General features: G+C 42.2%; 17 protein-coding genes and 2 pseudogenes. 3 read left to right on the top strand and 16 right to left on the bottom strand.

The window, feature by feature from the left end; genetic code table 11:
- Window positions 1-11: 11 nt before the first annotated feature.
- Window positions 12-863 (bottom strand): ParA family protein, encoded by an 852-nt coding sequence (locus FJR11_RS22000; RefSeq protein ID WP_168507615.1) that lies wholly within the window; start codon window positions 861-863, stop codon window positions 12-14.
- Between the two features lie 513 nt (window positions 864-1,376).
- Here FJR11_RS22000 and FJR11_RS22005 point away from each other — a divergent pair.
- From FJR11_RS22005 to FJR11_RS22015, 3 genes are all read left to right on the top strand, one after another.
- The gene (locus FJR11_RS22005) at window positions 1,377-1,637 is read left to right on the top strand and encodes a hypothetical protein (RefSeq protein WP_168507617.1); all 261 of its coding nucleotides are present in this window, start codon (window positions 1,377-1,379) and stop codon (window positions 1,635-1,637) included.
- A 190-nt stretch (window positions 1,638-1,827) separates the two neighbouring features.
- Entirely contained in the window at window positions 1,828-1,959 is a 132-nt protein-coding gene (locus FJR11_RS22010; protein WP_254444821.1) for an adenylyl-sulfate kinase, read from the top strand.
- Window positions 1,960-2,184: 225 nt separating this feature from the next.
- Entirely contained in the window at window positions 2,185-2,778 is a 594-nt protein-coding gene (locus tag FJR11_RS22015; RefSeq protein ID WP_168507619.1) for a sulfotransferase family protein, read from the top strand.
- A 531-nt stretch (window positions 2,779-3,309) separates the two neighbouring features.
- On the opposite strand, the gene FJR11_RS22020 is transcribed toward FJR11_RS22015, so the two are convergent.
- The 15 genes and pseudogenes from FJR11_RS22020 to FJR11_RS22085 all read right to left on the bottom strand — a co-directional run.
- The gene (locus tag FJR11_RS22020) at window positions 3,310-4,278 is read right to left on the bottom strand and encodes a sulfotransferase (protein ID WP_168507621.1); all 969 of its coding nucleotides are present in this window, start codon (window positions 4,276-4,278) and stop codon (window positions 3,310-3,312) included.
- 98 nt (window positions 4,279-4,376) lie between these two features.
- Window positions 4,377-5,741: an oligosaccharide flippase family protein gene (locus FJR11_RS22025; RefSeq protein WP_168507623.1), complete on the bottom strand. Its 1,365-nt coding sequence runs from the start codon at window positions 5,739-5,741 to the stop codon at window positions 4,377-4,379.
- A 223-nt stretch (window positions 5,742-5,964) separates the two neighbouring features.
- Window positions 5,965-6,108, bottom strand: coding sequence for a DUF6625 family protein (locus FJR11_RS23950; RefSeq protein WP_371417607.1), 144 nt, complete (start codon window positions 6,106-6,108; stop codon window positions 5,965-5,967).
- A gap of 111 nt (window positions 6,109-6,219) precedes the next feature.
- On the bottom strand, window positions 6,220-6,786 hold the full coding sequence (cysC, locus tag FJR11_RS22030) for an adenylyl-sulfate kinase (RefSeq protein ID WP_168507645.1): 567 nt from the start codon (window positions 6,784-6,786) through the stop codon (window positions 6,220-6,222).
- A gap of 98 nt (window positions 6,787-6,884) precedes the next feature.
- Window positions 6,885-8,405 carry a glycosyltransferase gene (locus tag FJR11_RS22035; protein WP_168507625.1) on the bottom strand — a complete coding sequence of 507 codons (1,521 nt, stop codon included), beginning with the start codon at window positions 8,403-8,405 and terminating at the stop codon, window positions 6,885-6,887.
- 288 nt (window positions 8,406-8,693) lie between these two features.
- Window positions 8,694-9,098 (bottom strand): ectoine synthase, encoded by a 405-nt coding sequence (locus FJR11_RS22040; protein ID WP_168507627.1) that lies wholly within the window; start codon window positions 9,096-9,098, stop codon window positions 8,694-8,696.
- Window positions 9,099-9,263: 165 nt separating this feature from the next.
- Window positions 9,264-10,331 carry an aromatic ring-hydroxylating dioxygenase subunit alpha gene (locus FJR11_RS22045; RefSeq protein ID WP_168507629.1) on the bottom strand — a complete coding sequence of 356 codons (1,068 nt, stop codon included), beginning with the start codon at window positions 10,329-10,331 and terminating at the stop codon, window positions 9,264-9,266.
- A gap of 48 nt (window positions 10,332-10,379) precedes the next feature.
- On the bottom strand, window positions 10,380-11,360 hold the full coding sequence (locus FJR11_RS22050) for a DMT family transporter (RefSeq protein ID WP_168507631.1): 981 nt from the start codon (window positions 11,358-11,360) through the stop codon (window positions 10,380-10,382).
- A gap of 44 nt (window positions 11,361-11,404) precedes the next feature.
- On the bottom strand, window positions 11,405-12,493 hold the full coding sequence (locus tag FJR11_RS22055; RefSeq protein WP_168507633.1) for a radical SAM protein: 1,089 nt from the start codon (window positions 12,491-12,493) through the stop codon (window positions 11,405-11,407).
- 37 nt (window positions 12,494-12,530) lie between these two features.
- Window positions 12,531-13,484 carry a phytanoyl-CoA dioxygenase family protein gene (locus FJR11_RS22060; protein WP_168507635.1) on the bottom strand — a complete coding sequence of 318 codons (954 nt, stop codon included), beginning with the start codon at window positions 13,482-13,484 and terminating at the stop codon, window positions 12,531-12,533.
- Between the two features lie 253 nt (window positions 13,485-13,737).
- On the bottom strand, window positions 13,738-21,201 hold the full coding sequence (locus tag FJR11_RS22065; RefSeq protein ID WP_168507637.1) for a type I polyketide synthase: 7,464 nt from the start codon (window positions 21,199-21,201) through the stop codon (window positions 13,738-13,740).
- Between the two features lie 355 nt (window positions 21,202-21,556).
- Window positions 21,557-22,516: a sterol desaturase family protein gene (locus tag FJR11_RS22070; protein WP_168507639.1), complete on the bottom strand. Its 960-nt coding sequence runs from the start codon at window positions 22,514-22,516 to the stop codon at window positions 21,557-21,559.
- 12 nt (window positions 22,517-22,528) lie between these two features.
- Complete coding sequence (locus FJR11_RS22075; protein WP_168507641.1) at window positions 22,529-24,547, bottom strand: amino acid adenylation domain-containing protein; 2,019 nt, start codon at window positions 24,545-24,547, stop codon at window positions 22,529-22,531.
- Window positions 24,548-24,682: 135 nt separating this feature from the next.
- Window positions 24,683-24,949, bottom strand: a pseudogene (locus FJR11_RS22080) (transposase); the annotation flags it as partial.
- An 8-nt stretch (window positions 24,950-24,957) separates the two neighbouring features.
- Window positions 24,958-25,154, bottom strand: a pseudogene (locus FJR11_RS22085) (hypothetical protein); the annotation flags it as partial.

Consider the following 25,154-nt stretch of genomic DNA (forward strand, 5'->3'; position numbering starts at 1 on the left):
AGTAAGAATGATTAAGCTGTTTCTGTGGGGATTAATTTGGCATATTTTTCTAGCAAGGCTGGTTTTAAACGTTGTGCTAAAATCTGAATCGCGTACTCAAGTGATGCTTGTCCTAAGTCTGAAGGGCTAACCCGATAATTGATAGCATTTTTGTAGACATCTGACTCTAATATATGGGGCAACATCAATTCATCTTTTACTAACTGCCGCATAGTATCAATGCTGGATTGGGTGGCTTTTGTCGGATGCAGTCCAGTCCAGCGAGCGCGAAATGGGACTACGCCTAGCAGTTCGCCATAGGGGAGTGCTGGTTTAAATTCTTTGATTAGTTCTAATGTCCGCAAGAGTGATTGCACTCCCTTGACGTTAGATTCTGCGGGAATTACCCACTTATCTCCTGCCCCCAAGGATGTTTGTGCTAAGTGTGATCTCTCTGGCGGTGGGTCTACAATTGCTACGCCAAAGTTATTGATGATTGGTTGCAGGCGATTTCTGAGGATAAATAAGCTCAGTCCGCTAGATGCCAGTTTGTAATTAGCACTCTCGAGTCCATCATCGGAAGGAATCAAAAACAAGTTGGCATTGCTAATGGTGCGTTCTCCTATTTGTCCGTCTGGGACTGAGGCAATGGCATCAATAATTCTCGTTTTCTCTTCTGGCTGAGTCAAAACTTCCAGTAGGGTTGGGGTATTAGGTTCTACTTTCACTCCCAGAAAACTAGTCAAGCTTGATTGGGGATCTGCATCGACAAACAAGACGGGAATTCCTAATTTCCCTAAATATCTCCCTAGCATCAGTGCTACTGTCGATTTCCCCTGTCCTCCTGCTAGACCCAAGCTGACAACTGTTGGCGTGTTTGACATAATACGATTGTATCTAAGTACGAAAATACTTTACTATTATTAGACTACTATATTTTTATATCTTTGAACTATTCTACTTTTATACAATTGTACAAAAGTAAATGATGGTGATTGATTTGATCACAATAAAATTTCTAATTCAAAACTCTGTTAATACCGGGGGTAAATGAGCAATCGTACAGAAAGTTACGCTAAGGTTGCAACCTATACTGGATAAGCATTCTGTCAATCAATATTTTTGGTAATTCTCAACGTACCAATTAACCCCAAGTTTATTTAATACAGCATTTGACAACGTAGCCATAAGGATTTCAGGCTACAAAAACTAGAGGCGTTCAAATGGTACAGTTTTATCCATGCCAATCAGGATGTTACTAGCAGTTCATAAAGTCCTTATCGTAACTTTCTGTATGGCTGCTCATTTGACCCCAGTTATTGGTTTTTAAAGGTAACATTCTTTTTGGTTGGAAACACAAAACCCTAGAATTAGCCCTTTTATTTGCTAATCTCAAAATGGTTTGGGTTGCTATTGTCAATGGCAGAAACAAAAAACCCAAGTACGTTGTGACAAGAAAGACGGCTAAACATCAATCCTATCTTCGCTATTGTCGATTACATATTGCTCTCTTAATTCTATTAATCATGGGAATTGTGCGAGTTATATCCACAGGAATAGCTCTAGAACATAGCATATTCTTGGTAGCGGCTATTTACTGGTCAATTAGATTAGTTGATGTCATGCGTTTAGCTTTGTATCAACCTCAGACCAATTGAAGAGCAAGATGCATAAATACAATTTAACTGGAAATCCAGTTCCCCTCCTCGCTTGCACCGGAGGGGCTAGGGGTGGGGTGGAAATAAATAATATGCACCCTCACAAATAATTGGTATCACACATAAGCTGTAAATATTGACAATTAACATCAATATTGGTCTAATTTAAATTAAATCAGGATTTCAATTCATGAAAATGCAACAATCTGGTGTGACTGTTTGGTTTACTGGTTTAAGTGGTGCTGGTAAAACTACTATTTGCAAAGCAGTAGAGCAAAAGCTTCTGGGGTTTTTTGTACAAACCCTCGAAAAGGGGGAATAGCAAAAACGAGGTTTGGCATTATTACCTTCAAATCCTTGTTAGCAAAGATTTTCCCATAACCGTGTCTCAGAAACTGTACTTTCTGAGACAGACCTTTATTATCTCTCTTTTTATGTCTCAAAATGCAATTCCCTCAAAGTCTAAGGAGTAATGAGACATATATCTGCCACTTTTCAGCCATTAAACTCTTAATCCCCTTTTTCGAGGGGTTATGCAAACAACCCCATGTTAACAAAAATATTTTGTATTGGCTTTCACAAAACTGGCACAACATCCCTTGCTGTAGCATTAAAGAAGCTTGGCTATAGCGTCACTGGCCCAAATGGTGTACAAGACCTGAATATTAGCCAAAACGTATTTGTCATGGCCTATGCTCTTGTAGAGCAGTACGATGCCTTTCAAGATAACCCTTGGCCAATCATTTACAAAGAATTGGACACAAAATATCCCGGTAGTAAATTTATACTTACATTAAGAGATTCAAAGTCTTGGATTAGAAGTCAAGTGCGTCACTTCGGGGTTCAGGAAACTCCCATGAGAAAATGGATATATGGTGTTGGTTGTCCGAAGGGCAATGAAGAAATATATGTTAACAGATTTGAAAACCACAATAAGGAAGTTCTCGCTTACTTTAAAGAACGCCCAAGTGATTTATTGATTTTAAATTTGGCAAAGGGAGATGGATGGGAGCGTCTGTGTCCCTTTTTAGAAAAAGAAATCCCAAATGAGCCGTTCCCACATGCAAACAAAGCCGAAGATCGGGAAAAAAGTAAATCAACGTCAGTCGAGCCACAATGGCAAGAATCACCTAAAATTTGAACATGATACTAAATTACCAAAGTTAGTTTTATTTGCAATTAAATTCACTACTGCATTGACTTCCAAGCCAATAATACAATCCAAGACAACTTAGTATAACACGTAAAAAACATGGCGGCACGCAAGCGAAAAATCCACAGATAGAGTACAAAAACTCGATCTTAACTGACTTAACATTTGTAAAAGGCTTCATCCGCTCAGTCAATAAGTCAAACGTTTTGGGAACAGGCTCAAATGAATAGATTGTGCTATCAGGAAAGTGTTGAGTAATTAGCTTAGCTGTTTGTCCAACATGGGCATCCACATCAAAGACAGTCTCTAAAGTTTTCGCCTTGAGAAAAAATTTGAGGTCTTGATACCAAATAAATACCAAAAGAGATATCTTAATGAGGCTCTAACAAACCCAATTGACGCAAGCCATTTTGAAGCAGTTTGGTTAAGATAAGCTCTGGTTTTGAGTTTAATAATTTCACTTTTTACTACAGTATTTTATCATGAAATAGATTCTCTATTTGAAGATTTTATCTTCAACTAAAAGTGTTTTTCTAGTAAGGAATTACACTTAACTTCACACTCTTGAAACCAGATTTCTGGATGATATTCTTGCCAAACATTTATTCTGTCTTTTCTTGGTTTTGGCATTTCACCAGAAAATTTTAATTCAAATTTTGGAATGTGGGATATGATTTTAGACAATTCCCCAACAGGGTCTTGAATCAATGCTTCATACTCAAGCACGAGATCAGCAAACTGATCGGACCATTGATGACTCAACTGATTGAGTAGATATATCTTTTCATAGCTGTTAAGGTCATGGAGAGAAAATTGAGGAACTGACACTTCTGATAGTGCATTTAGTTCTTCATTTAACCCTACAAAGTCAATGACTTTCTCAATTCCATCATTTAAATTGGTGCGATCGCCATTGCCAGAACGTAAGTAAAGTCCAACGAAAGAAGCATAAATATCCCTAGGATTACGTCTTAAATTCACAATTAAGGCTCCCGGAAAATTAGCTTTAATCCAAGCCAGACGAAAATCAATGCGATTAAATTGTAAAACTTTCAATTTTTGAGGATAGGTTGAAAGTAAAAAATTGAGATAATCTTTCAACTCAGAGTGATCTTCAGTTGCAGACAAAACCATCCTTTCAATTCCAAACTTTCGCTTGAAGTATTTTGTTAAAACCTCACGCTCAAGAGATTTGTACTCATAAAAATAACCATCCTGAAGGTTATGAGACAGCCACAGTTGAGTTTTTTGATGTTCCAAATCATCTTTTTCCAACCAATCCAATACGTGATAGTTCAAAGGCTCGTAAAAAGCAATGGTATTGGCTAGGCTCGAAAACAAAGAATACAGGTAAGTTGAACCTGTTCTATAGCGAGCTGTGATGAAAATGCAATCTTTAACTATCTTTTCCCTATCTCCATCTATATTAGCTAGTGCTGGTATGTGTTTCTTTTCCTGAAGATAAGCTGACAATCCTTTGAGCTTCATTTTTGTTAAATAGACCAAATTAATATTCTATTCAATCATACTAAATGATGATTCTGGTAAGGCAACTATAACAGAAATACTGAATCGGTATTCTGTGTTCAAGGCGCGTGCTTTTCCTGGTTCCTCTTTTCTTCTAAATTAAATAAACCATACAAAGCCCAAGAATTAACTCCCACATTGTTCTTTGCTAAAATACTTAACCAAACTTTCCAAACGAACATGGAAAAAACCGTTGCCATTGCGGAACCCAGTATTCCAAAAAACATGATTCCAATCGGATTGAGAATTAGATTAATTAAAGCGCTAAATGCAAATACGATTGCTGACTTATTTTGATGTCCGGTCATCCCCAGTAAAAAGCTCACAGGACCAAATAAAACATTAATCACTTCACCAATCACTAGAATTTTTAGCACCCAGTCGGCTGCGACAAACTCTGGTCCAAACATCGCTAGAATTGGCCGGGAAAAAATGATCAAGATGGCTGCAATAATTAGAGATGGCCAGAGAACCCACAAAGCTGTAGTTGATACAACCGCTTGTAGTCCCTGGTGATCACCGCGAGCGTGGAGAGTTGCAAATGCAGGTGCTGCCACAATATTGATAATTTGCAAAAAGAAGGCAACCCACACGGCAGTGTTGCTAGCTGCGGAGTAAACGCCTGCTGCTTCTGCACCAACTAACGAACCAATCATCAAAATGTCAGTACGAAACAAAATCACAATGAAAGCAGATTGAAGCAATAAAGGGAGAGCAAGGTTTAACCACTCACGATAAGCGTAGGTAGGCGTGGCAGCTTCAACAGTTTGGTTGAGCTTTCTTCTCAACAACCATAACTGCAACAAAACAACTCCCAGTAAGATCAGTGTTGACAGCAAAATTACTGGTACACTGCTCAAAGAATGGTTTTTGGTGAAAAGAAGAAAACCTCCAAGCAGAATTAAGGCAGGCGATAAAATACGTGAGGGTGCAAAGGCTAGTGTAATATCTTCCAAGGCTCTAGAAGTTTCTAACTGTAGCTGAGTTAAAGCCTGTAATAGCACCATCCACAGACCAATGAGCAGAGGAGTCGTATAGTCCGATTCGTAATACCGATTAATGATTAAAACAATCACACTTCCTAGAAGAGAAACCACGCAGCCTGATAGAAAAACCAGTAGCCAACTTCCCCGAATTATCCCCCGCAACATCCCCCAATTTTGTTGAACCTTGTATTCTGAAACCAAGCGCAAAACCGCATGAGGCAAACCTAAACCTGCAAAAATTGCTAATAAGTAGGACCAAGAGAGTGCGTAATTATAAACACCATATTCGGTTGACCCCATCCACCAGATCAGTGCAAATTGAAGCATATAGGCAAGGGCATCACCACTCGCCTGTAAAATTAAGGCAATACCAGCATCACGAGCTAGTAAGCCAATATCGACACTATTCTCAGATTGAGAAATTGCTGTTTGAGTCATGATGTATATATAAAGTCTTATGTGAGTTAATGGACTGAATACGGTATTGAGTTAGATCCACGGGAGTAGTCGGATCAGGTGGGAAAGTTACTTCTTTGACAGTGGGATAAGAATCGTTAGACGAGAGAAGAGTGAGTTAATCCAATATGAGAATAGGAGATATAAAAAGAATCAGGTTTGCTTGAGTAATCAAAATGGCACGTTTTTAATGTATCTTTCCAAGTCATGAAGTGAAGATACATGATTTCAGCCTTGTGTCGGTAAAAAATAGCCAATTCACTGAAGAGTTATATCGGCAGGATTCCAGAAAAGCTGGAAACCATACAGGCCATTGCCCAAAATAGACTATAATGATTGCAATTTTCATTTTTTAAGCCATTTGAAATAGACATGAATTAAATCAATTCTCTAGTCATCCTCAACAGATCATCAAGAGCAACTTTTCAACCAAGTTATAGGTGTATTAGAGATAGAATAACTATACACAATGAACCTGTGCGTGAGTAAGCAATCTAGCAGTATCGTTATTAACTTCAAATATTGCCTTTAAAACTTTGCTTACACTCTCATCTAGGTTCTCATGATCTGTTTTACATTCAACTTCTGGATAAGTTGGTGGTTCATAGGGATCATTAATTCCAGTGAAGTTTTTAATTTCCCCTGATCTAGCTTTTTGATATAAGCCCTTGACATCTCGTTGTTCACAAACATCTAACGGAGTATTGACATAAACCTCAATGAAATTACCAATTTTCTGCCGAACTTCATTACGGATATCTCGGTAGGGAGAAATGGCTGCAACTAAAACAATCACACCATTGCGAGTCAATAATTGAGCAACAAAGCCTATACGACGAATATTTTCGTCTCTATCTTCCTTGCTGAAACCTAAACCCTTAGTTAAGTTCTGACGGACAATATCACCATCAAGAACTTCAACTTTATTGCCCTGTTCCCGAAGCTTTTGCTCTACATCTCTACAAATAGTAGTTTTACCAGCACCACTTAAACCAGTAAACCAAACAGTCACACCAGATTCTTGCATTTTCATGGGTTTGAATTCTCAATCTTAATTAAACAAATACTAGATGATCAAAAATGTTAAGGTGAGCGACAACCAAGTAATCAATTCACTATGTTTATTCACGCCATTATATCCTTTGGGCGAGGTTGATACAAAGCTAAACGCATGACATCAACTAATCTGATTGACCAGTAAATAGCAGCTACAAAGAATATGCTATGTTCTAGGACTATTCCTGTGATTAAAACTCGAACAAGTCCTAAAAGCAATAGAACTAAGAGTGCAGCATGAAATTGACAATAGTGAAGATAGGATTGATATTTAGCCGTCTTTCTGGTTACAACGTATTTGGGTTTCTTGTTCTTGCCATTCATAATAGCAACCCCAATCATTTTAAGATTGGCAAATAGAAGAGCTAATTCCAGGGTTTTGTGTTTCCAACCAAAGATCATATTACCTTTGAGAGTAACTAACTCGAAAAGAGCTATTGCGGCGATCGCTACAAAGACAATTGGCGGTACACTCAGAAACATTGGTTTACCAATTATTAAAGAAATAGCGATCGTCACATTCAAGAGAAATATTGATATAGGATAGAGCAGTTCTTTTATCCCTTTTGTACAAAAAGCTAGCTGTTGCTTAAGGCTCAGTCCTGACAAATCAGCAAAAAATACTAATCGCAAAGCATCTAAAGACCAAACAGAACGTTGCTTTAAAAAGTTTTCCAGATCAGTCACAGGGGCTTGAGTGGAGACACCTACCAAATCAAGTGCTTGAGAAGTCCAACCTTTTTGGAGAATACGGACTGTAGTGGTTACATCTTCAACCATATTCCAAGCATCAAAGCCCCCTACATCCACAAGTGATTGCTGATGATAGACAGTCCCTGATCCCAGTGAAAACACGCCTCCTAACCATATTTTCCCCGGTAGAACATAAGATTGTAAAAATACCTCTCGCGTATCAAAGGGATCTGACTCGTCTACAAGCTGCGTTTCTTTATAAGTTTGTACTAAGCCTACAGTGGGGTGATTAATCAGATAGGTTGTACATTTTCTCAGAAACTGTGGATCACCTACACAATCATCACAGTCTCGTGTTTCTATGTAATTTATACCGGGAAAAAGATTACGAAGTTCCTTCCAAGCTGCATTGAGTGCGCCAGCTTTTGCCTCACCTTCCCGATCTGAAGAATCTTTAGAAGGTGGTAGAACATGATAGCAGGAGAGTTTTGGGTAAGCAGACTGCAAAATGGTTGTAAACGTTGCAATCTCATCTCTGCGAGCATCATTAGCAATGAACAGCTTAATTTTATCTATGGGATAATCCTGCTCAACAATGCTGTCAACTGTTGCCTTTAAAAAATGAATATCTTCGTTATAAATAGGAACGATAACGGCAACTTCTGGCGTTTCTGAACTTAATTGCTCTACCTTAACCGGACTGACAGTATGAATATTTACAATGATGAAGTAAATAAAAAACACTGCACTCATTAGCACACCTAATCCGCATAGGTAGGCTAATACGAAATAGTCGAGATTGAGATGGGAAAGGAGGGATAGGGTAGCTGTAAAGATGGACGCGATCGCCACAATGCCAGTAATTTTGAGTATAACATTATAAGCTATCTGCTGCATTAAATCTCCCTATTCTCTAAAATAAACGTAAATTAGCTTGCCATTTTCCATAAACAGCCCATAGCCACCAAATCGTCCACCATGAGTCATGAGACTTCCCTCAGCCCCATCAGGGGGGATCTTGATCTGTTCGACTGATTTTGCCGCCAAAAGGACGGTCTGGTTGAGGCAGAATCGTCAGTGGTGAAGCTAAGGTAGGAAACCCTAAAGAACTCAACCCTAGCCACAAAAGGACGATCAGCACAACTAATATCAGAGATGACTTTAGTCCTTGCATATGGAATAATCCTACCGAGTTGCCGGCAACTCCTGAATCTGATAACTGGAACTGTTTTTATTTCCTAACTTGTGGGACTCATGACCTTGAAGTGGGGGATTAAAGACGCAAATCAGCCGCATCCGAGTCTTTGCCCGCAGATAATGCTTTTCCTGTTGGTTCAGAGCATACATAGTACCCGGCTCCATCGAGTAGACAATCCCATCAACTTCGACTTCCCCTTCACCTTCAATGCAGTAGCAAGCTTCTAGATGATTTGTGTATTCCAAAAGAGATTCCGTGCCTGCATCTATGATCGTATCTGTGAGAGAATAACCCATACCATCTCTAGCAAGCAGAAACCGGCGACTTTGCCCATTGCCCCAAGCAACATCGCGTTCAGAGTTGATAATTTCGCTTAATTTTCTGATAATCATGACATTTGATTCCTGGAAAAATGGGATTTTAGTTGAAGGAGGCAGGAAACAGAGCGCAGTTTTCTTCCTCCTTCCTGCCTTCCTGGATAAACTTCTAGCTTGTGCTTTGTAGTTTGTTATCTTTGAATATTTGCTGACAAATAACTAGTTTCAAGACCGAATTAGTCAGATATATTCCGAGAGAACGTTGTGAAAATGATCAACTCCCAGTTCATGCTCCTCGGCAAGTTGTGTTACCTGATAGGCGCGTGAATGGAGTCCGGCTTGAATTTGCCGACAAATGGAAAAATCCTCTTCCATGAGGACATCAAATCCCTGACGAAACTCTTGGGAGCGATAGGGAATACCTGCAAATTGAGAAGGAGCTTGGTAAATAATGATCTCCACCCTAGTGTTACCCGCATCCAAGGGAATCAGATGAAAGACAGAGAGAAATTTTTTGTGTGGGTTCAGCATCATATTTGGGAAAATATAGCCCTGATGTGAAACCTTCCCTGCTTCTGAAAAACTGGTAAAGAATTCTCCTCCCTGATTATTCGTATAGGGAACCTCAATTCGGAGGTGGCGACCTGTGGGGAGGCTGCGGATGTTATCACTATCGTAAACTGTCCCAAACCCCTGATTGTGGACTACCTCAAAATGGTAATCCTCAACATAATTTTCCACGATCAATTTCCAGTTAATCGGTTGATCATAGAACCAACGGTCAACTTCTCGGAGGGAATTCCAATCCTGATCATAATGTTCCAAGAAAGCAGGCATACCCGCCAAGTAATCATCGAGGGATTCTCCGTTGGCATCGGGATTGACAAAAATAAACCCACCCCAGGTTTCTACTCTTGCTCGAACTAGGTGAATTTGGGATTTGTCTAGGTTCGGAAAAAGCTTAGGCTTGGTAATGCCTATAAGCTGACCGTCTAAGCTGTATGTCCAGGCGTGATAAGGACAGGTAATTTTGTGATGAGCACAGTTACCTTCTCCCTCTAATAACTTTGCTCCACGATGGGGACAGACATTGTGCATGGCTTGAAGAGACCCATCAGTTGCCCGGATCACAAAAATTGGCTCTTCTCCCAAGGTATAAGTCAGGTAATCACCTGGTTCGGGAATAGTTTCTTGCCGACCAATCAATTGCCAGGTACTACGCCAAACGGTTTTTAGCTCATGAGCAAAGATTTCTGAATCTGTATAATATTTTGCCGGAAGTCCCAATTGCTTGGTTTGTAGCAGCATCTTTTGTCCCTTTATAAATATCTTTCTCAGAAAGAGAGCGAACTAAAATTAAACACTCTCCTCAATTTCCTTAACCCCAGACGAGCTAGAAATACTCAGAGATAGCCCCAGTACAACTACGCAAAAAGCAAGTAAATTAGACAAGCTTAAAGTTTCTGAGAACATTATCCCAGCGATTATGGCAGTCGTAAATGGTGTTAGTAAAAAAACCAGGGCGACAAATCCTGATGAAAGCCGCTTGAGGCTATATAACAGTAGTCCTTGAGCAAGCAAACCGGAAACTGACATACTCACAATAGCTATCCAGCCTGGTAACGAAGTCGGCAGTAGATTTTCTTGGGTTATTACCAGAACCATTAACGTCAATGGTGTTCCACAAGCAAAGCATCCTAGCAGTACAGTATCTGTCTGTAACTGAGTTCGGAGTTGTTCTGCTCCTAGTAAATATGCTGCTAGGAAAAGTGCCGAGACAAGTGCTAGAAAATCACCTTGTAACTTATCAATACCGATTTGAAAGTCATTAAATCCGATTATCAACAATCCTGAAACGGCGATCGCACACCCTATAAGAAAACGCCTGTCAAAGCACTGTTTGAATAGTAACCATCCCCCCAGAACTGTGAAAACAGGCGTGAGATTATTTATTAGTTCACAATTGGCTACAGTGGTTTGACTTAAAGACCAAGCTAAGGTGATCAACATTCCCGCCAAAAAATTCCCCGTTACCAGAAATAATCCCAGTAATTGAACACGGTGATAAAGCGGCGGAGATAGGGGGGGAGATTGATTTGGACAATTAGCCAATTGACGATATATAGCCAGTAATCCCCAAATCAAACCTAAGATGATCGTTGTTAGAAAAAAGCGGTCAAAGATTGCGGTTCCTGAACTCGTTTCCATTGCACCCCATTTGGTAAAAACAGGAACGAAGGAAAACGCGATCAGTGATCCTAGCAATGAGATAAAAGACCACAAATCTTCCGACTTGATAGGTAACTTTTCTGGTGAAGCATCGGATAAAACAGACATTTTCGAGAAAGAACTCACGATCAGATTTATGGAGTCATTGAGGATTACAGTGCGTAAATCTGACCCTTGGCTTCGGGTAAGAAGAAATGCTCAAAATCAATATAGCGATTCTTGTAGCACCAGCTACACTCTTTAAAATGCGGTGCATGGGAACAACGGCTGGTGAGATGCTCCTGGCGTAAAGTTTGCCATTTCTCACCATTCCAAACTTCCTCGAAAGAAGATTCGTCAATGTTACCCAGGTGGTAAACTTCTGATCCTGACCCAATCAAGTGATCACAGAACCCAATAAACCCGTCATATTTAAAAGACACATAACTCCAGGGATGTAAGCAAGCGGAGCTATCGTCGGGTTTTTGCGGGATAGTGCCGATTTGGGTGGCGGCAACGACTTTCACCCCATGTAGCCGACTGCGCTCTTGCATTTGCTTGAGGGTCGCGTCCACCTCAGCATCATGATTATATAAACTTAAGGGCGAATCAGGCGAGGCATGAACTGAGGCTAGGCGAATTTCTTGAATGCCGATATCCGCAGCAAAATCAACGAGATCGGGTAGTGACTCTAGCGCTGGGCGTTGCACGGTTGTGGTGAGATTGATGCGATCTGTTGAACCCCAGTGTTCGCGATAGCCCGCAGCCAACTTTCGCAGATTTCGTTCTACCTTGCTCAGATTACCGCCACGACGCAGGTGAGCAAAGACATCTGGATCGGGGCTATCAACTGAAATTGATAGGTAACAACCATGTTTGATCAGTAAATCAATGACTTCATCGCGTTGGAAAGACATATTACTGACAAAGCGAATCGCCACTCCATATTCAGCAGCCACTTCAATGTATTTGCAAATCTGTGGCAGGATCAGGCTTTCACCATCTCCTCGCAAATCTACCATTTCAGCGGTGGGAAAGAGTTCTTGAGCAATCCGGTGATAAATGTCTTCTGACATCATTCGGGACTGAATCGTGATGACTTCGGGACGACACATCGTGCAGTGCAAGTTGCAACCCTGAGTCAATTCCACCATGACATACAGCGGACGGCTGTTTAAATGGGTTTTGCCCTGGCGATATTCCTCCAGATTCAAAACACTATTTTCTTCGCGAGTTAATACGTGGTTATCTTTACACAACATATTCTAATCCTATGAAAGTGAATCAACAAGACAAAAATCAACCAGAAACAGAAACTTCTAGATTGGCAAAGGGGCTTTCTTTGCCGCTGTAGTCTTCTTCCGAGCTAACATACCAATCCTGTTTCTTGAAGATACCGAGTCCACCATCTCCTGTTTCTCCCTCTTCACTTGGATGGAAGTTGTGTTGTTCAAATACGGATGTGTAGCTACCATCTTTAATCACAGAATCAGGTAGTTTTTGAATGGGCTTGTACTGATGATGCTCCTGTCCTTCAACCCAAAAGGGTGCATTAGAAACAGCATTGTAATGACAATGAACCACTGTCCGAGTTTGATCTGTGAGGTTGGGTCCAGAACAGTGCAAAGTATTACCGTGGAAAAACATCACATCGCCTGGTTCCATCTCGCAATACACGAGTTCTAGGCGCTTGAGAATTTCTTTGACACGTTTTGGATCAGCAAATACCGCTTGATCTCCTCTGGACATATCAAAGCGACTAGCGAGATGAGACCCCTTGACCATTTGGATACAGCCGTTTTCTTTGGTATTTGCAGTAATGGCGATCGTGCAAGTTGCAAAATGGGGAAATAGACAACCATTTTGGTACCAGAAGGCGCAATCCTGATGCCAATCTACAGTCCCTTCACTGTAGGGGTCTTTTTTGAGAATCTTGGAATGCCAATGGTAGCTCTCCTCTCCCAAGAGAGCTTCTGTTCCATCTACTATGCGGGCAATTCTCGGCAAAACTCCTAGATAGGTTTGTTCTAAATCAGTCCAAGTTGTCACCTTATAAATTTTGCCAAAGCTATCAACGATGTTGGTTTGATAGCCCATGACATTTGGGTCTTGTTCGCAAGCTTTACGCAGTGGCTCAATTTCATCTAGGTCGAAAAATCCTCGCACGATCAGAAAACCATCTTTGTGATATTGAGCAATTTGCTCCTGGGAAAGAGGTCGTACAGTATGAACTTTCGCGTCAAATGTCAACATGATTTTTTCTCAGCTTTGGTCTATTTTTATTCACTCACAATTTTGAAATTATTTCCAGGTAAATTATCAATACAGCGAATAAAATATCAAGAATAATCGACCGCAGATGAACACAGATAAACACAGATAAAGAGGGATCAATCTATTTGGCTAGACTGTGCAGCCTCACATAAAATTGGTATTAGACTTTTGCAAATAGTGTGACTTGAATCATAAAATGCTTCAAGTCACAAATAGGTCTATTAACTTGAATCTAAACCTTACCATCAGCAACCTTTAATGCCAGAATAGTCTTGAGTTTTTGAGCCAGAACTTGCACATACGGTTCTTTTACCATTGTGAAATGATTGCCAGGGACAAGATGAAGCTGGATGGGTTGAGTAGAAACCTGATGCCAACCCCAAGTGGGATCTGTTTGGGTTGTAGCAGCATCGGGGAGAAAATCGAGCTGCCCCATTTCCTTGCCTCTGAAGAGGGTAATAGGAATGTCCGTAGGCTGCGGGACATAGGCTGTATCTGCAATCATGTTGGCGCGATAAACGGAGAAAATCTGTTGCAATTCAGGTAGAGTTAGTTTCTGACCAGTTGTTTGTACTTGCTCTAATAACAGCTTTAGTTGAGCCTCTGTATCTAACTTGGACAAAATCTCTGGGGAAGTCTCTAATTGCTTACCACTAGCACCTCCATAAATTTCTGCCAATTTTGTGATGTACTGTACATCATCCCAAGTTGCGATCACGCGATCGCTTCCTGCAAGTACCGCAGGAATATCCATGATCGCCAGTAAAGATACTTCCTGTCCTTGATGGCTAAGTTGTTGAGCAATCTCAAAAGCGACTTTTCCTCCGAACGAATGCCCAGCCAATTGGTAGGGGCCTTGCGGTTGAATTTCTTGGATCGCCTTAATATGGTAAGCCGCAATATCAGCCATGGGAGTTAAGGCTTGCTCCCCAACCATTAGCCCCAGCGATCGCAATCCGTAGAAGGGTTGATCTGCACCAATGTGGCGTGCCAAGCCATAGAAATCAAACACACTTCCCAAAATGCCAGCTACACAGAACAAAGGTATTTTTGTCCCCTGGGGCTGAATGGCAATGATCGTAGAGTGATGTTGAGTGTTAACCCCATTATTTGTCACCTGCAAAGCCCCATGACTGCCCTTCCCCAGGCTAATGGGAAGGCTATCAGCATCTTCAGGAGCAACAAATTGTTGGCACAAATAATCAACCAGTGCATCTACAGTGGGATAATTAAACAACAACACAGAACTTAACGAAGTTCCCATACTCGATTGCACCAAACTCAAAAATTCAATTGCCATCAGGGAGTCCAGTCCTAAATCCACCAGCCGTTGGTCCGTAGGCACTTGCTGTGGAGTCCCGATACCGAGAATTTTTGCCGCTTGGGTACACACATGAGTTTTCAAAGCTGCTTTGCATTCTTCAAGAGGTAGGGTTTCTAAGTGTTTACGAAACTCAATGGCAGATAACTGCCCAACCCTCTGTGCTAAGGGATCGTACAACTCGCTGAAAAAGGGAGTGAGCCTCTGTTGTCTTTCTAGAAAACGTTCCCAGTTCATCGGCATAACTCCTACCTGCACGGGTGACTGGTGTAGGAGCTTCCCCAGGATTTGCAAACCTTGTTGGGGGGGAATGCTATCTTCGCCTTTTTGGCGGAGGCGATCGCCCAGTTGCAGTTTTGCGGTCATTCCCACTTCTGCCCACGGACCCCAATTAATACTTAAGCCAGATAGCCCTTGTCTGCGTCTGTAGGATGCTAGGGCATCGAGAAAAGCATTTGCCGCCCCATAGTTGGCTTGTCCTGCTGTGCCTAGCAAGGATGCACTGGAAGAAAACAGCACGAAGAAATCTAACGGTTGGTTCTTAGTTAAGGTGTGGAGATTCCAAGCCCCTTGCACCTTAGGAGCCATAACCTGTATAAAGCGTTGCCAGGTTTGTTGTTGCAGTACCCCATCATCCAAGACACCTGCCGCATGAATAATGCCTCGCAACGGCGGAGCAGTTTTAGTCAAATGGGAAAATACTGCTGTAGCTTCTAATAAATTAGACACATCAGCCTGAATGGTGATCACAGTAGCTCCCGCTTGCTCCATCTCACTGATTTGAGGAGCGATTGCTGCTGGAATATCACTACGTCCCATCAAAATAAGATAACGTGCGCCCTGTTCTACCAACCAACGAGCAACCAGCAATCCTAATCCTCCGAAGCCACCCGTGATCAGATAGCTGCCATCGCCTTGCACCAAAGCTGATGCTGGCAAAGTTAAAACAATCTTACCGATGTGTTTTGCTTGTTGCATATAGCGAAACGCAGTTACCGCAGACTGGATGGGGAAGACAGTTTTCGCCAGCGGTTTTAAGTCATGGTTCTCAAACTGCTGCACAAGATGGCGCAGCATCAACTGGATTGCTGGTGCTTCCTCTTGGCAAGCTTTGGTAGTATCTATCTTGAAGTAGGACACATCTGGTCGTAAATGCGTCATTTGCTCAGGACTCCAGATATCGCGCTTGGCGAGTTCCAGAAAGCGCCCATTTTCGGCAAGTACACTCAAACTACTGGCAATGAAACCCTCTCCTGTGAGTGAATTGAGGATAATATCAACTCCCTGCCCTTGAGTGAGTGCTATGATCTCCTGGGCAAAATCCAGGGTGCGAGAGTTCATCACCACCTTGACCCCCATCGCTTCCAGGACAGCCCATTTGCTGGGACTAGCAGTAGCAAATACCTCTGCACCTGCTAGAAGTGCCAACTGCACAGCAGCTTGACCTACCCCGCCAGCAGCAGCATGAATTAGCACCCGATCACCAGGAGCAATCTTGGCTAAGTGATGCAGACTCCAGTATGCTGTTAAAAAAGACTCTGGGATTGTGGCAGCTTCCTCAAAGGTGAGGGTAGTTGGCTTTAGCACGACTAAGTTAGCATCCACTGTCACATATTGACTGAAGCCGCCGCTGGCTATCGCTATCACTGCATCCCCAATCTCTAACCCAATCACTCCTGCACCAATGGCAACGATCTCACCTGCACATTCAATCCCCAGGGGCGGTTCACCGGGATAGAGTCCCAAGACATTCAAGACATCAATAAAGTTAAGTCCTGCGGAGTAAACTCTTATTTCCACTTCCCCGTCTGCAATTTGTTGGCGGTTAGTGGCTTGTAGTTGCAGGTTATCTGGTGTTCCTCGATTGGCGATCGCCAACCGAAAGGGCTGATTTTCAGGAATTGCCAATGCCGTTTGCCCGCCTAACGCATTGGAGCTTTGGCGGCGAACCAATCTAGCTACATAGCGGACCTGGTTACGGAAGGCAATTTGGTCTTCCATAGTATCTGCTGACAGAGGAGGGAATACTTCCGCGAACACAGCAAGAGCTGACTCAGTAGTTGTTACCCCCGGATCTAAATCGATCCGAATTACTCGCATAGCTGGATGCTCTAAGGCAATTGTTTTACCCATCCCCCACACTAGGGAAGGTATTAACGCCTGCACCGAATGTTCTTGGATCGCCTGTCCACCTTTAGTGATTATCCACAGCGGCGGTACAGATATATTGCTTTTTGCCAAGGTTTGCACCAAGTGCAACACGCTGCCACAACTTAGCAAAGCCCTTTGCTCAAGGATCTCTGGTGTTAGGGTTTCTGGCTGTTCCCAGCCCCAAGCGTGAACGATTCCCTCAATCAACGGTAGAGATACCAACAGTTGCTGAAAATGTTCAGGGGCCGCAGGATTGAGGTGGTACTCGTGGGCGGAGATTGCTTCATAGTCCTGACCAGGCAGGACAAGAATGCAAATTTCACCCTGATCACGCAGCAGAGCAGCCAACTCCTGACCAATATGAGAACTATCTGCAAAGATGAGCCAATGGCGAGGTTGGGAGTGATAGTTATCAATCGTTATGGACTTGTGGTTTTGCTCACGCCACTCCACTTCGTAGAGCCAATCCTGCTCAGTATTCTGGTTCTTGCCGAACATCGTTTGACGGCGAACCCGTTTCAGTTGCAGCCCATTCATCTCTGCAATGAGTTGTCCTTGAGGACTGAACAACTTAATATCTGCATTAAGGGTTTCTGGGCGATCAGATTCACGCTTATGCAAGTTGGCATCACACCACATCTGGTTACTGGGCTGACCAAAAAACCGTAACTCCTGGAAAAGGACAGGGACATAAGTTTCTTCCTGTTCTTCTAAAAGCGTTGCATCTAAAACTTGTAAACAGATATCTAATAATACTGGATGTAGCTGATAATTGTCTAGGTCTAGTGCCACAGACTCCGGGAGGACGATGTGACCCAGCGCTCTGTCTTGATTCCGCCATACTTGCTTCACTGCCCGGAAACTTAAACCGTAGTCAATTTGCTGTTGTTGAAACTTGTGGTAAAGGTCAGCAACGGAAATTTCTTCTGTTATTTGCTGTTGTAGTTCCTTTAAATTCACCGTCGCTGGCGTTTCTGTCTTGGACAAATAGAGTTTGCCTGCTGCATGGAGGTTCCAAGCAGGTTGTCCTTTGTCCTCTGGTGGTGACGGATCTGGGCTGAAAATTTGGAAGGCGTAAGTTGTCGAGTCTTCTGGTTGCAACACCATCTGTAGGGGCTTGGTTTCGCCTTCCTCCGGAATAACCAGCGCCTTCTGGATGGTTACTCCTTCAAGCCGACAACTTTGACCAGATTGGGCAATCGTGGCTCCTGCCGCCAATGCCATATCCAAATAAGCAGTTCCCGGCAAAATCGTGGTTTCAAAAACACGATGATCGCTTAACCATACCGGAAAATATTTGCTAATTTGTCCCTGGAAACGTAACTCGCGAGTTCCAGCCAAGGATAAAGGCTCACCTAGTAAAGGATGGTGCGAACCATCGAGTGTACTAGAATTGTTCAAAGGTAACGCAACAGGCGTTTGATGTGTAGCTGGAGCGTCTACCCAATACTGACGGCGTTGGAAGGGATAGGTGGGCAAGACTACCCTTTGCCGTAGGCAGTCTCGGTCAAAGCCCTCCCAATTGATTGTCACACCATGTAGGTAAAGTTCAGCTAAACTTGTGAGTAATGTTTGCCAATCTCCTTGCTCTGGATGTAAGCTAGGTAGCCACAATCTATAATCGTCAGCAGGGAGACACTGACGACCCATACCCAGCAAAGTGGATTGAGGACCAATTTCTATAAATACTTCAACCCCCAGTTGTCCCAGCCTTTCCATGCTTTGAGCAAATCTAACAGGCTGAAGAATATGCTGACACCAATACTCTGGGGTGGTAATTGCATCTGTGATTATTTCTCCTGTAACATTGCTAATCAGGGGAATCTGCGGTGGTGAAAAGTGGACTTGTCGAGCCACCTGCTCAAATTCAGCCAGCATTGGCTCCATTAGGGGTGAGTGAAACCCATGGGAAACTCTGAGTTTCTTGGTTTTCACCCCTTGGGTTTCAAAAATAGCACAGGTGGCTTGAATTGCTTCCTGATGCCCAGAAATAACAATACTTTGTGTTCCATTGATTGCTGCCAAAGACACCTGTTGAGCATAGGGACGAATTGCTGATAGCACTTCTTGTTCAGGAGCTAATACTGCAACCATCTCACCATTTTGGGGTAATGCTTGCATCAATCTACTTCGATGGGCAATGAGCTTTAATCCGTCCTCTAAGCTAAAAATTCCCGCAATGCAAGCTGCCACATACTCACCAACACTGTGACCTATAACCACATCGGGTTGAATACCCCAGGATTTCCATAACTGAGCTAAAGAATATTCTAGTGCAAAGAGAGCAGGTTGTGTGTAAGCTGTACTATCTAGTTCTGAAGGACTGTCTGAATTGTCTGGATATAGTATTTCTAGTAAAGAAACCTCTAGATATTCATTTAAAATCTGATTGCAGCGATCCAGATTTTCTCGAAAAGTCGGCTCACTCTCGTAGAGTTGACGACCCATACTAATGTACTGTGAGCCTTGCCCAGTGAAGAGAAAGCCAATTTTCTTGGTAGTCACAGCTTTGAGTACATGAGCTTTGGGGCGCGTTAATTTCTGCTTTTTATACTCGTTTTGAATAAATACCTGCAATTGCGATCGCACATTCGCTTTAGAGTCAGCAACTATAGCCAATCGGTGATGAAAGTGTTTACGTCCTGTATTAGCAGTGAAGCAAATATTCCCTATATCCACATCGAGATTGGTATCTAGATAATCCACATACCTTTGGACTAACTCTTTTAGTGCTGTCTCTGTTTTGGCGGATAATGTTAATAAATGTAATTTTCGTTCTAGTGAGTGCGAACTGCTTGCAGTAGTGCTAGTTCCCTCCGGGACGCTCCGCGAACGTAATCGCGCTCTTGTCTGAGGAGATTCTTCTAAAACTATGTGGCAATTCGTACCACCCATGCCAAAGGAACTGACCCCTGCACGACGAGGCATTTCGCCGCGCTTCCATTCTGCTAAATCGGTATTTACATAAAAGGGTGTATTCGCAAAGTCAATATTGGGATTCGGTCGGCTAAAGTTTAAGCTAGGGGGAATAGCATGATGTTTGAGCGATAACACCGTCTTAATCAGTCCTGCAATCCCTGATGCGTCATCTAAATGTCCAATATTGGTTTTAACTGAACCGATGGCACAGAATCCATTTTTGTCTGTGTTCTCCTCTGTACTTTGGCGAAATGCTTGGGTAAGAGCGGTTATTTCAATGGGATCGCCCAGAGCAGTTCCGGTTCCGTGGGCTTCTACATAGCTGACTGTACTGGCATCAACTCCCGATACCGCCAAGGCTTCCGAAATTGCCGCAACCTGTCCGTGAATGCTCGGAGATGTGTAGCTCATTTTGTGCGCCCCATCGTTATTCACTGCTGATCCTTTGATGACAGCATGGATGGTATCGCCTTCTGCAAGAGCTTTACTCAGTAATTTGAGAACAACAACACCGGCACCATTCCCAAAAACAGTTCCTTGAGCATCAGCATCAAACGCTCGACAATGTCCATCTGGCGACAAAATCATGCCTTCTCGATAAAGATAGCCAATGCGATGGGGAACAAATATGGAAATACCTCCAGCTAATGCCACATCACATTCACCGAAATGCAAACTTTGACAGGCTAAATGCACCGCAACCAAGGAAGTAGAACAGGTGGTTTGCACATTTACACTCGGACCTGTTAAACCCAATTTATAGGAAACCCTCATGGGTAAATGATCTGAGCCATTACCCTGTTCTATATGTAAATCGCTGGCGGCTCTAAACAGGCGATGGCTGAGAAATGGTCGCTGGGGTGAAAACCCCCGACTTGGACAAACATTATTGATTAAATAGGTACTCAGACTTGACCCTGCATAAACCCCTACTGACTCTTTGCGAATTTCTGGGTTATAGCCAGCACTCTCCAGAGCTTCCCAGGCACATTCCAAGAAAATTCGCTGCTGGGGGTCCATAATCTCGGCTTCTTTGGCACTGTAGCTGAAGAAGTCGGCATCAAACAGGTCAATATTGGCTAGTACAGCCCCCGCTTTGACGTAATTTGGATGACTCAGCAGGCTGGGATCAAAGAAGTCAAGCTCTTGATCAGAAAAAAAGGAAATTGATTCTACCCCATTAGACAGATTTTTCCAAAACTCATCAATATTCTCTGCGCCTGGAAAGCGGCATGACATTCCCACAATGGCAATATCTGATTCGTTAAACTGCTGTTGTGAATCGTTATTTGGTAGAAGACTCATCGATCTTTAATTCCTAGAAAACTTGGTAAGTAGTCGTGCAAAATAAATTTTATATTTGGGAGAGGGAACAGGGAACAGATAAGAAATACAGAGATTTTTGTTTGTTCTAAAAATGTTAAATTAATTTTGCTCAGGTACTTAACTAGGACTTACGCATTGACAACATTTACTAAATATGGATTGCGGTTTTTCGTCTTTTGTAGGGTGCGTCAGACCCGATAATTTAACCACATTCGCCATATTTTTCCATCTGACGCACCCTACTAATAAAGCTGGAAATGATTATTTCCGTTGACGCATATCATGTCTAATTTGTATAGTGCGTAAGTCCTATTAACTCTGGTGCAGAGAAAATTTAAATTGAGTTGTTTGGGGCAATAGTGTTACTGGTCTGAAAGGGAGAAACAATTTGCCCGACAACTGATTGGGGAATTTGTTCAGACTTATTCAAGCCAAACTGCCAATCACAAGAACTCCCACGGGGCATTTCAAAGGTTCCAAACAGGACATCCCAGATGGGAAAAACATCTGCGAGGTTGGCATCATAGCGGCAATGAACTGTGTGGTGCCAAGCGTGAAAGTTGGGAGTAGCAATCAGGTAAGCCCACCAAGGAAAGGTCTTTTTCGTATTGGGAAAGTCCACATTTAAATGCGGGAGAATACCTCCAAAAACCATACGAATGCTCAGACCAATCACTAACGCCTCATTGGTAACACCCAGAAGATAGGCCAGCCCAATATCTGAGGTGAGGTGACCTAGATTAAAAACAGGATGGTCACGGCTGCCAGTAATACAGTTGAGTTCAGTCACGCCATGATGTATTTTGTGAAACCGCCAAAAAAACGCGGAAGAATGATCTAATCTGTGAAAACAATACCGTTTGAAATCTTCTAATATTAAGTAAATAACAATTTGTAACGTCAAAGGTGTAGATAAGGCAACTAATCCCCAATGACCTGTTCCTGACGGAAACTCTTTGAGCAATACACCAAACAGAAATGCCTGAAGGGAGATCGTGATCATCCCGGAAAACGCATTAATACCCAAAGTTATGAGTGTCTCCTTCGATGTCCAATGATTCGATTGTCGGAACCATAGAGATTCTAAAAAAATGCCAATCACCAAAATTCCTACACGCGTCCAGTCATGTAAAATTATTGCTGTAACCAATAAAATCAGTAATCCTGCGGTACTTAGCCAAAGAATAGCTTCCTGCCATTTGTGGGAAGTCCATTCAGCTACAAGACATATCCCCAAAAGAATACACAGCAATAGTAGATTAATCAGTGTTTCACCCATTAAAGTAGTCACCATAGATCGCGTTTCCTATCTTTGACGAGCACGATGTGCTTGTCGGAGTTTCTTTTGTTGTTGAGCTACCGTAAAGCAGCGGTTACCAGAAAGTAAGTTCTGATTTGTAGCTTTAGGTTTTGATGTGTTCTGACTTAACTGTTGGGCTAGTGTTTGGATTGTTGGATATTCAAATAAAGTTGTAATTGTTGTCAGGCGATCGCCAAAAATATTTGTAAGTTTTTCATAGACTTGCAGCAGTAACAAAGAAGTGCCGCCCACCTCAAAAAAATTGTGATTGACGCTCACCTCATCTAACTGTAGGATATACTGCCAAACCTCAGTAATCTTTTTTTCTGTTTCAGTTTGAGGGAGAACTAGTTCAGTTGTCAATACCGACAGCGATCGTTTAGGAACAGGTAAACTTCGTCGATCTAACTTACCACTGGGTGTCAGGGGCATTTGATCAAGTAACACTAGAGCCGCAGGTATCATGTAGTCAGGCAGACAATCGCGTAAATAACTGTGGACAATCACTTCCAAATCATGAGTAATCGTATCCTGGGATGATACTATATAGGCTACTAACCGCTTGTTACCCAGAACATCCTCTCGCAAAATGACAGCACTCTCTTGCACCATTGAATGCTTGGCTAACAGCCCTTCAATCTCACCTAGTTCAATTCGGAATCCTCGCACTTTCACCTGACTATCACTACGTCCTAAGTGCTGAAGGTTACCATCTGGCAAACAGCGAGCTAAATCTCCTGTTTTATAAAGAAGACCAGAACCGAAAGGATTGGTAATAAATCGCTCTTTGGTGAGTTCTGGACGATTAAGATAGCCTCTAGAAATTCCCTTTCCACCGATGTACAACTCGCCTGCAACCCCAGGAGAAAGAAGTTGGTGCAACTCATCTAAGATATAAATCTCAGTGTTATGGATAGGACGACCAATAGGGGGAAGGAGATCCCAATCGTTCACGTCTGATGACAATGTAAAGCTTGTGACATCTTGACATTCAGTAGCTCCATAATGGTTGTGCAGTCTACAACCAGTTTGCTGGAAGAATTGAGCAATATTTGGCAGAATTTGCAATTGTTCTCCTGCTGTCATAATTTCTCGCAGCTTTGTTTGCAACGGTCTACGGATAGCCACTTGAGCTAACTGCTGAAGTGCTGCAAAGGGCAAATATAGCTTTTCAATCCCTTGTTCCCAAATGATATTTAAGAGAGCTTCAGGATTACGTCGTTGTTCGTCAGATATCAAGACTAACGTGCCACCTGAACACCAAGTGGAAAAAATCTCATGAAAGGAGATGTCAAAACTAAGAGGAGCAAATTGCAGGGTCTTTGCACCAGTGATGCGATGATGGATATGCCAGTCAATGAGATTAAGAAGTGCCAAATGCTCCATCATCACCCCTTTGGGCTTTCCGGTGGAACCGGAGGTGTAAAGAACATAGGCTAAGTTGTGGTGCTTAACCAAACTGACTGGATTATGATTCGATACTTGTGAGATGGTCTCCCATTCTCTATCCAGATCAACAATGGAATATCCCTCCGCAATATGGGAAATTACTGAGGAAGTTTCTAACAACCTTGTCGTAGTCAGTAGCAAGTAAACTTGGGCATCTGCCAGCATATAGGCAAGACGTTCACTCGGATAAGACGGATCGAGAGGCACATAAGCTCCCCCGGCTTTGAGAACAGCCAACAGTGCTACAAGCATTACTAAGGATCGCTCAATACAAATCCCCACTAATGTCTCTGGTTCAACTCCTAATGCTTGTAGGTGATGAGCTAGTTGATTCGCTCGTTGATTCAATTGCTGATAAGTCAGTTGTTCATTACCAAACACGACCGCGATATGATCTGGCGTTTGTTGAGTTTGTTCCTCAAACCATTCATGAATACATTGATAGTCTGTTACAGTATTATTCCAGCCTACCAAAATCTGTAGCTGCTCTTTGGTTGTAGCAGTTATCACATGACGCAATGGATATTGTGATTCATCCTGGCTCTCACATAGTTCAACTCGAAAGCTATTTTCCATACTCTTCATAAGGTTTTTTTGTATCCCCTCAATATATCGGGGAAAGAGTTATTCAGATTAAAGTGTAAGCAGAAATGTTGAATGGCGTAACAAAACTTTACATATTAAGATAAACCTAGCCTATAAGTACCATTTTTATCTGATCCAAATAAGTTTTTTAAACCAGTGAACATAACTCATTTCTTGACACATATATGCCTGAAGATAACGAAGTTGATCTAATAATATTTTGCCAAATTCTCTAGGGATTTCTATTAGCTGCAATATCAAATAAGCGATTAAACAGCACATTATTTGAATTCTAATTCCATTCTCATTCTTTGTCATAAGTCTGTCTAACTTTAGGTGCATTTTTAAGAACTTCCATAGCAATTCAATTTGCCATCTTTGTATATAAATTTCGTATCCCCTCAATATTCCGGGGTAAGGAGTTCTTGAGTCATCCATGAAAAACCAAAAGGATTAAGAGCAGATTTTTCCTGAATAATAGTTGATAAAGAGGGAATATTCCCAAGTTGAGAAATGCGGTCACGGATATATTCAAAAAAGCTGATTCCTAACTTACGAGTAGTAGCAACAAGGGACATAAAAGTATCCCAAGCCTGAG

Origin of the sequence: Anabaena sp. UHCC 0187 (genome assembly GCF_009712035.1) — a bacterium.
Classification (GTDB): Bacteria; Cyanobacteriota; Cyanobacteriia; order Cyanobacteriales; family Nostocaceae; genus Dolichospermum.

Bases quoted from the DNA above. Each gene is read 5' to 3' on its own strand.
- FJR11_RS22035 (WP_168507625.1), bottom strand. From the start codon at position 8,405: ATGCAGCAGATAGCTTATAATGTTATACTCAAAATTACTGGCATTGTG.
- FJR11_RS23950 (WP_371417607.1), bottom strand. From the start codon at position 6,108: ATGAAAATTGCAATCATTATAGTCTATTTTGGGCAATGGCCTGTATGG.
- FJR11_RS22070 (WP_168507639.1), bottom strand. From the start codon at position 22,516: ATGGTGACTACTTTAATGGGTGAAACACTGATTAATCTACTATTGCTG.
- FJR11_RS22055 (WP_168507633.1), bottom strand. From the start codon at position 12,493: ATGTTGTGTAAAGATAACCACGTATTAACTCGCGAAGAAAATAGTGTT.
- FJR11_RS22015 (WP_168507619.1), top strand. From the start codon at position 2,185: ATGTTAACAAAAATATTTTGTATTGGCTTTCACAAAACTGGCACAACA.
- FJR11_RS22075 (WP_168507641.1), bottom strand. From the start codon at position 24,547: ATGGAAAATAGCTTTCGAGTTGAACTATGTGAGAGCCAGGATGAATCA.
- FJR11_RS22005 (WP_168507617.1), top strand. From the start codon at position 1,377: ATGGTTTGGGTTGCTATTGTCAATGGCAGAAACAAAAAACCCAAGTAC.
- FJR11_RS22065 (WP_168507637.1), bottom strand. From the start codon at position 21,201: ATGAGTCTTCTACCAAATAACGATTCACAACAGCAGTTTAACGAATCA.
- cysC (WP_168507645.1), bottom strand. From the start codon at position 6,786: ATGCAAGAATCTGGTGTGACTGTTTGGTTTACTGGTTTAAGTGGTGCT.
- FJR11_RS22050 (WP_168507631.1), bottom strand. From the start codon at position 11,360: ATGTCTGTTTTATCCGATGCTTCACCAGAAAAGTTACCTATCAAGTCG.
- FJR11_RS22010 (WP_254444821.1), top strand. From the start codon at position 1,828: ATGAAAATGCAACAATCTGGTGTGACTGTTTGGTTTACTGGTTTAAGT.
- FJR11_RS22040 (WP_168507627.1), bottom strand. From the start codon at position 9,098: ATGATTATCAGAAAATTAAGCGAAATTATCAACTCTGAACGCGATGTT.
- FJR11_RS22025 (WP_168507623.1), bottom strand. From the start codon at position 5,741: ATGACTCAAACAGCAATTTCTCAATCTGAGAATAGTGTCGATATTGGC.
- FJR11_RS22020 (WP_168507621.1), bottom strand. From the start codon at position 4,278: ATGAAGCTCAAAGGATTGTCAGCTTATCTTCAGGAAAAGAAACACATA.
- FJR11_RS22000 (WP_168507615.1), bottom strand. From the start codon at position 863: ATGTCAAACACGCCAACAGTTGTCAGCTTGGGTCTAGCAGGAGGACAG.
- FJR11_RS22045 (WP_168507629.1), bottom strand. From the start codon at position 10,331: ATGCTGCTACAAACCAAGCAATTGGGACTTCCGGCAAAATATTATACA.
- FJR11_RS22060 (WP_168507635.1), bottom strand. From the start codon at position 13,484: ATGTTGACATTTGACGCGAAAGTTCATACTGTACGACCTCTTTCCCAG.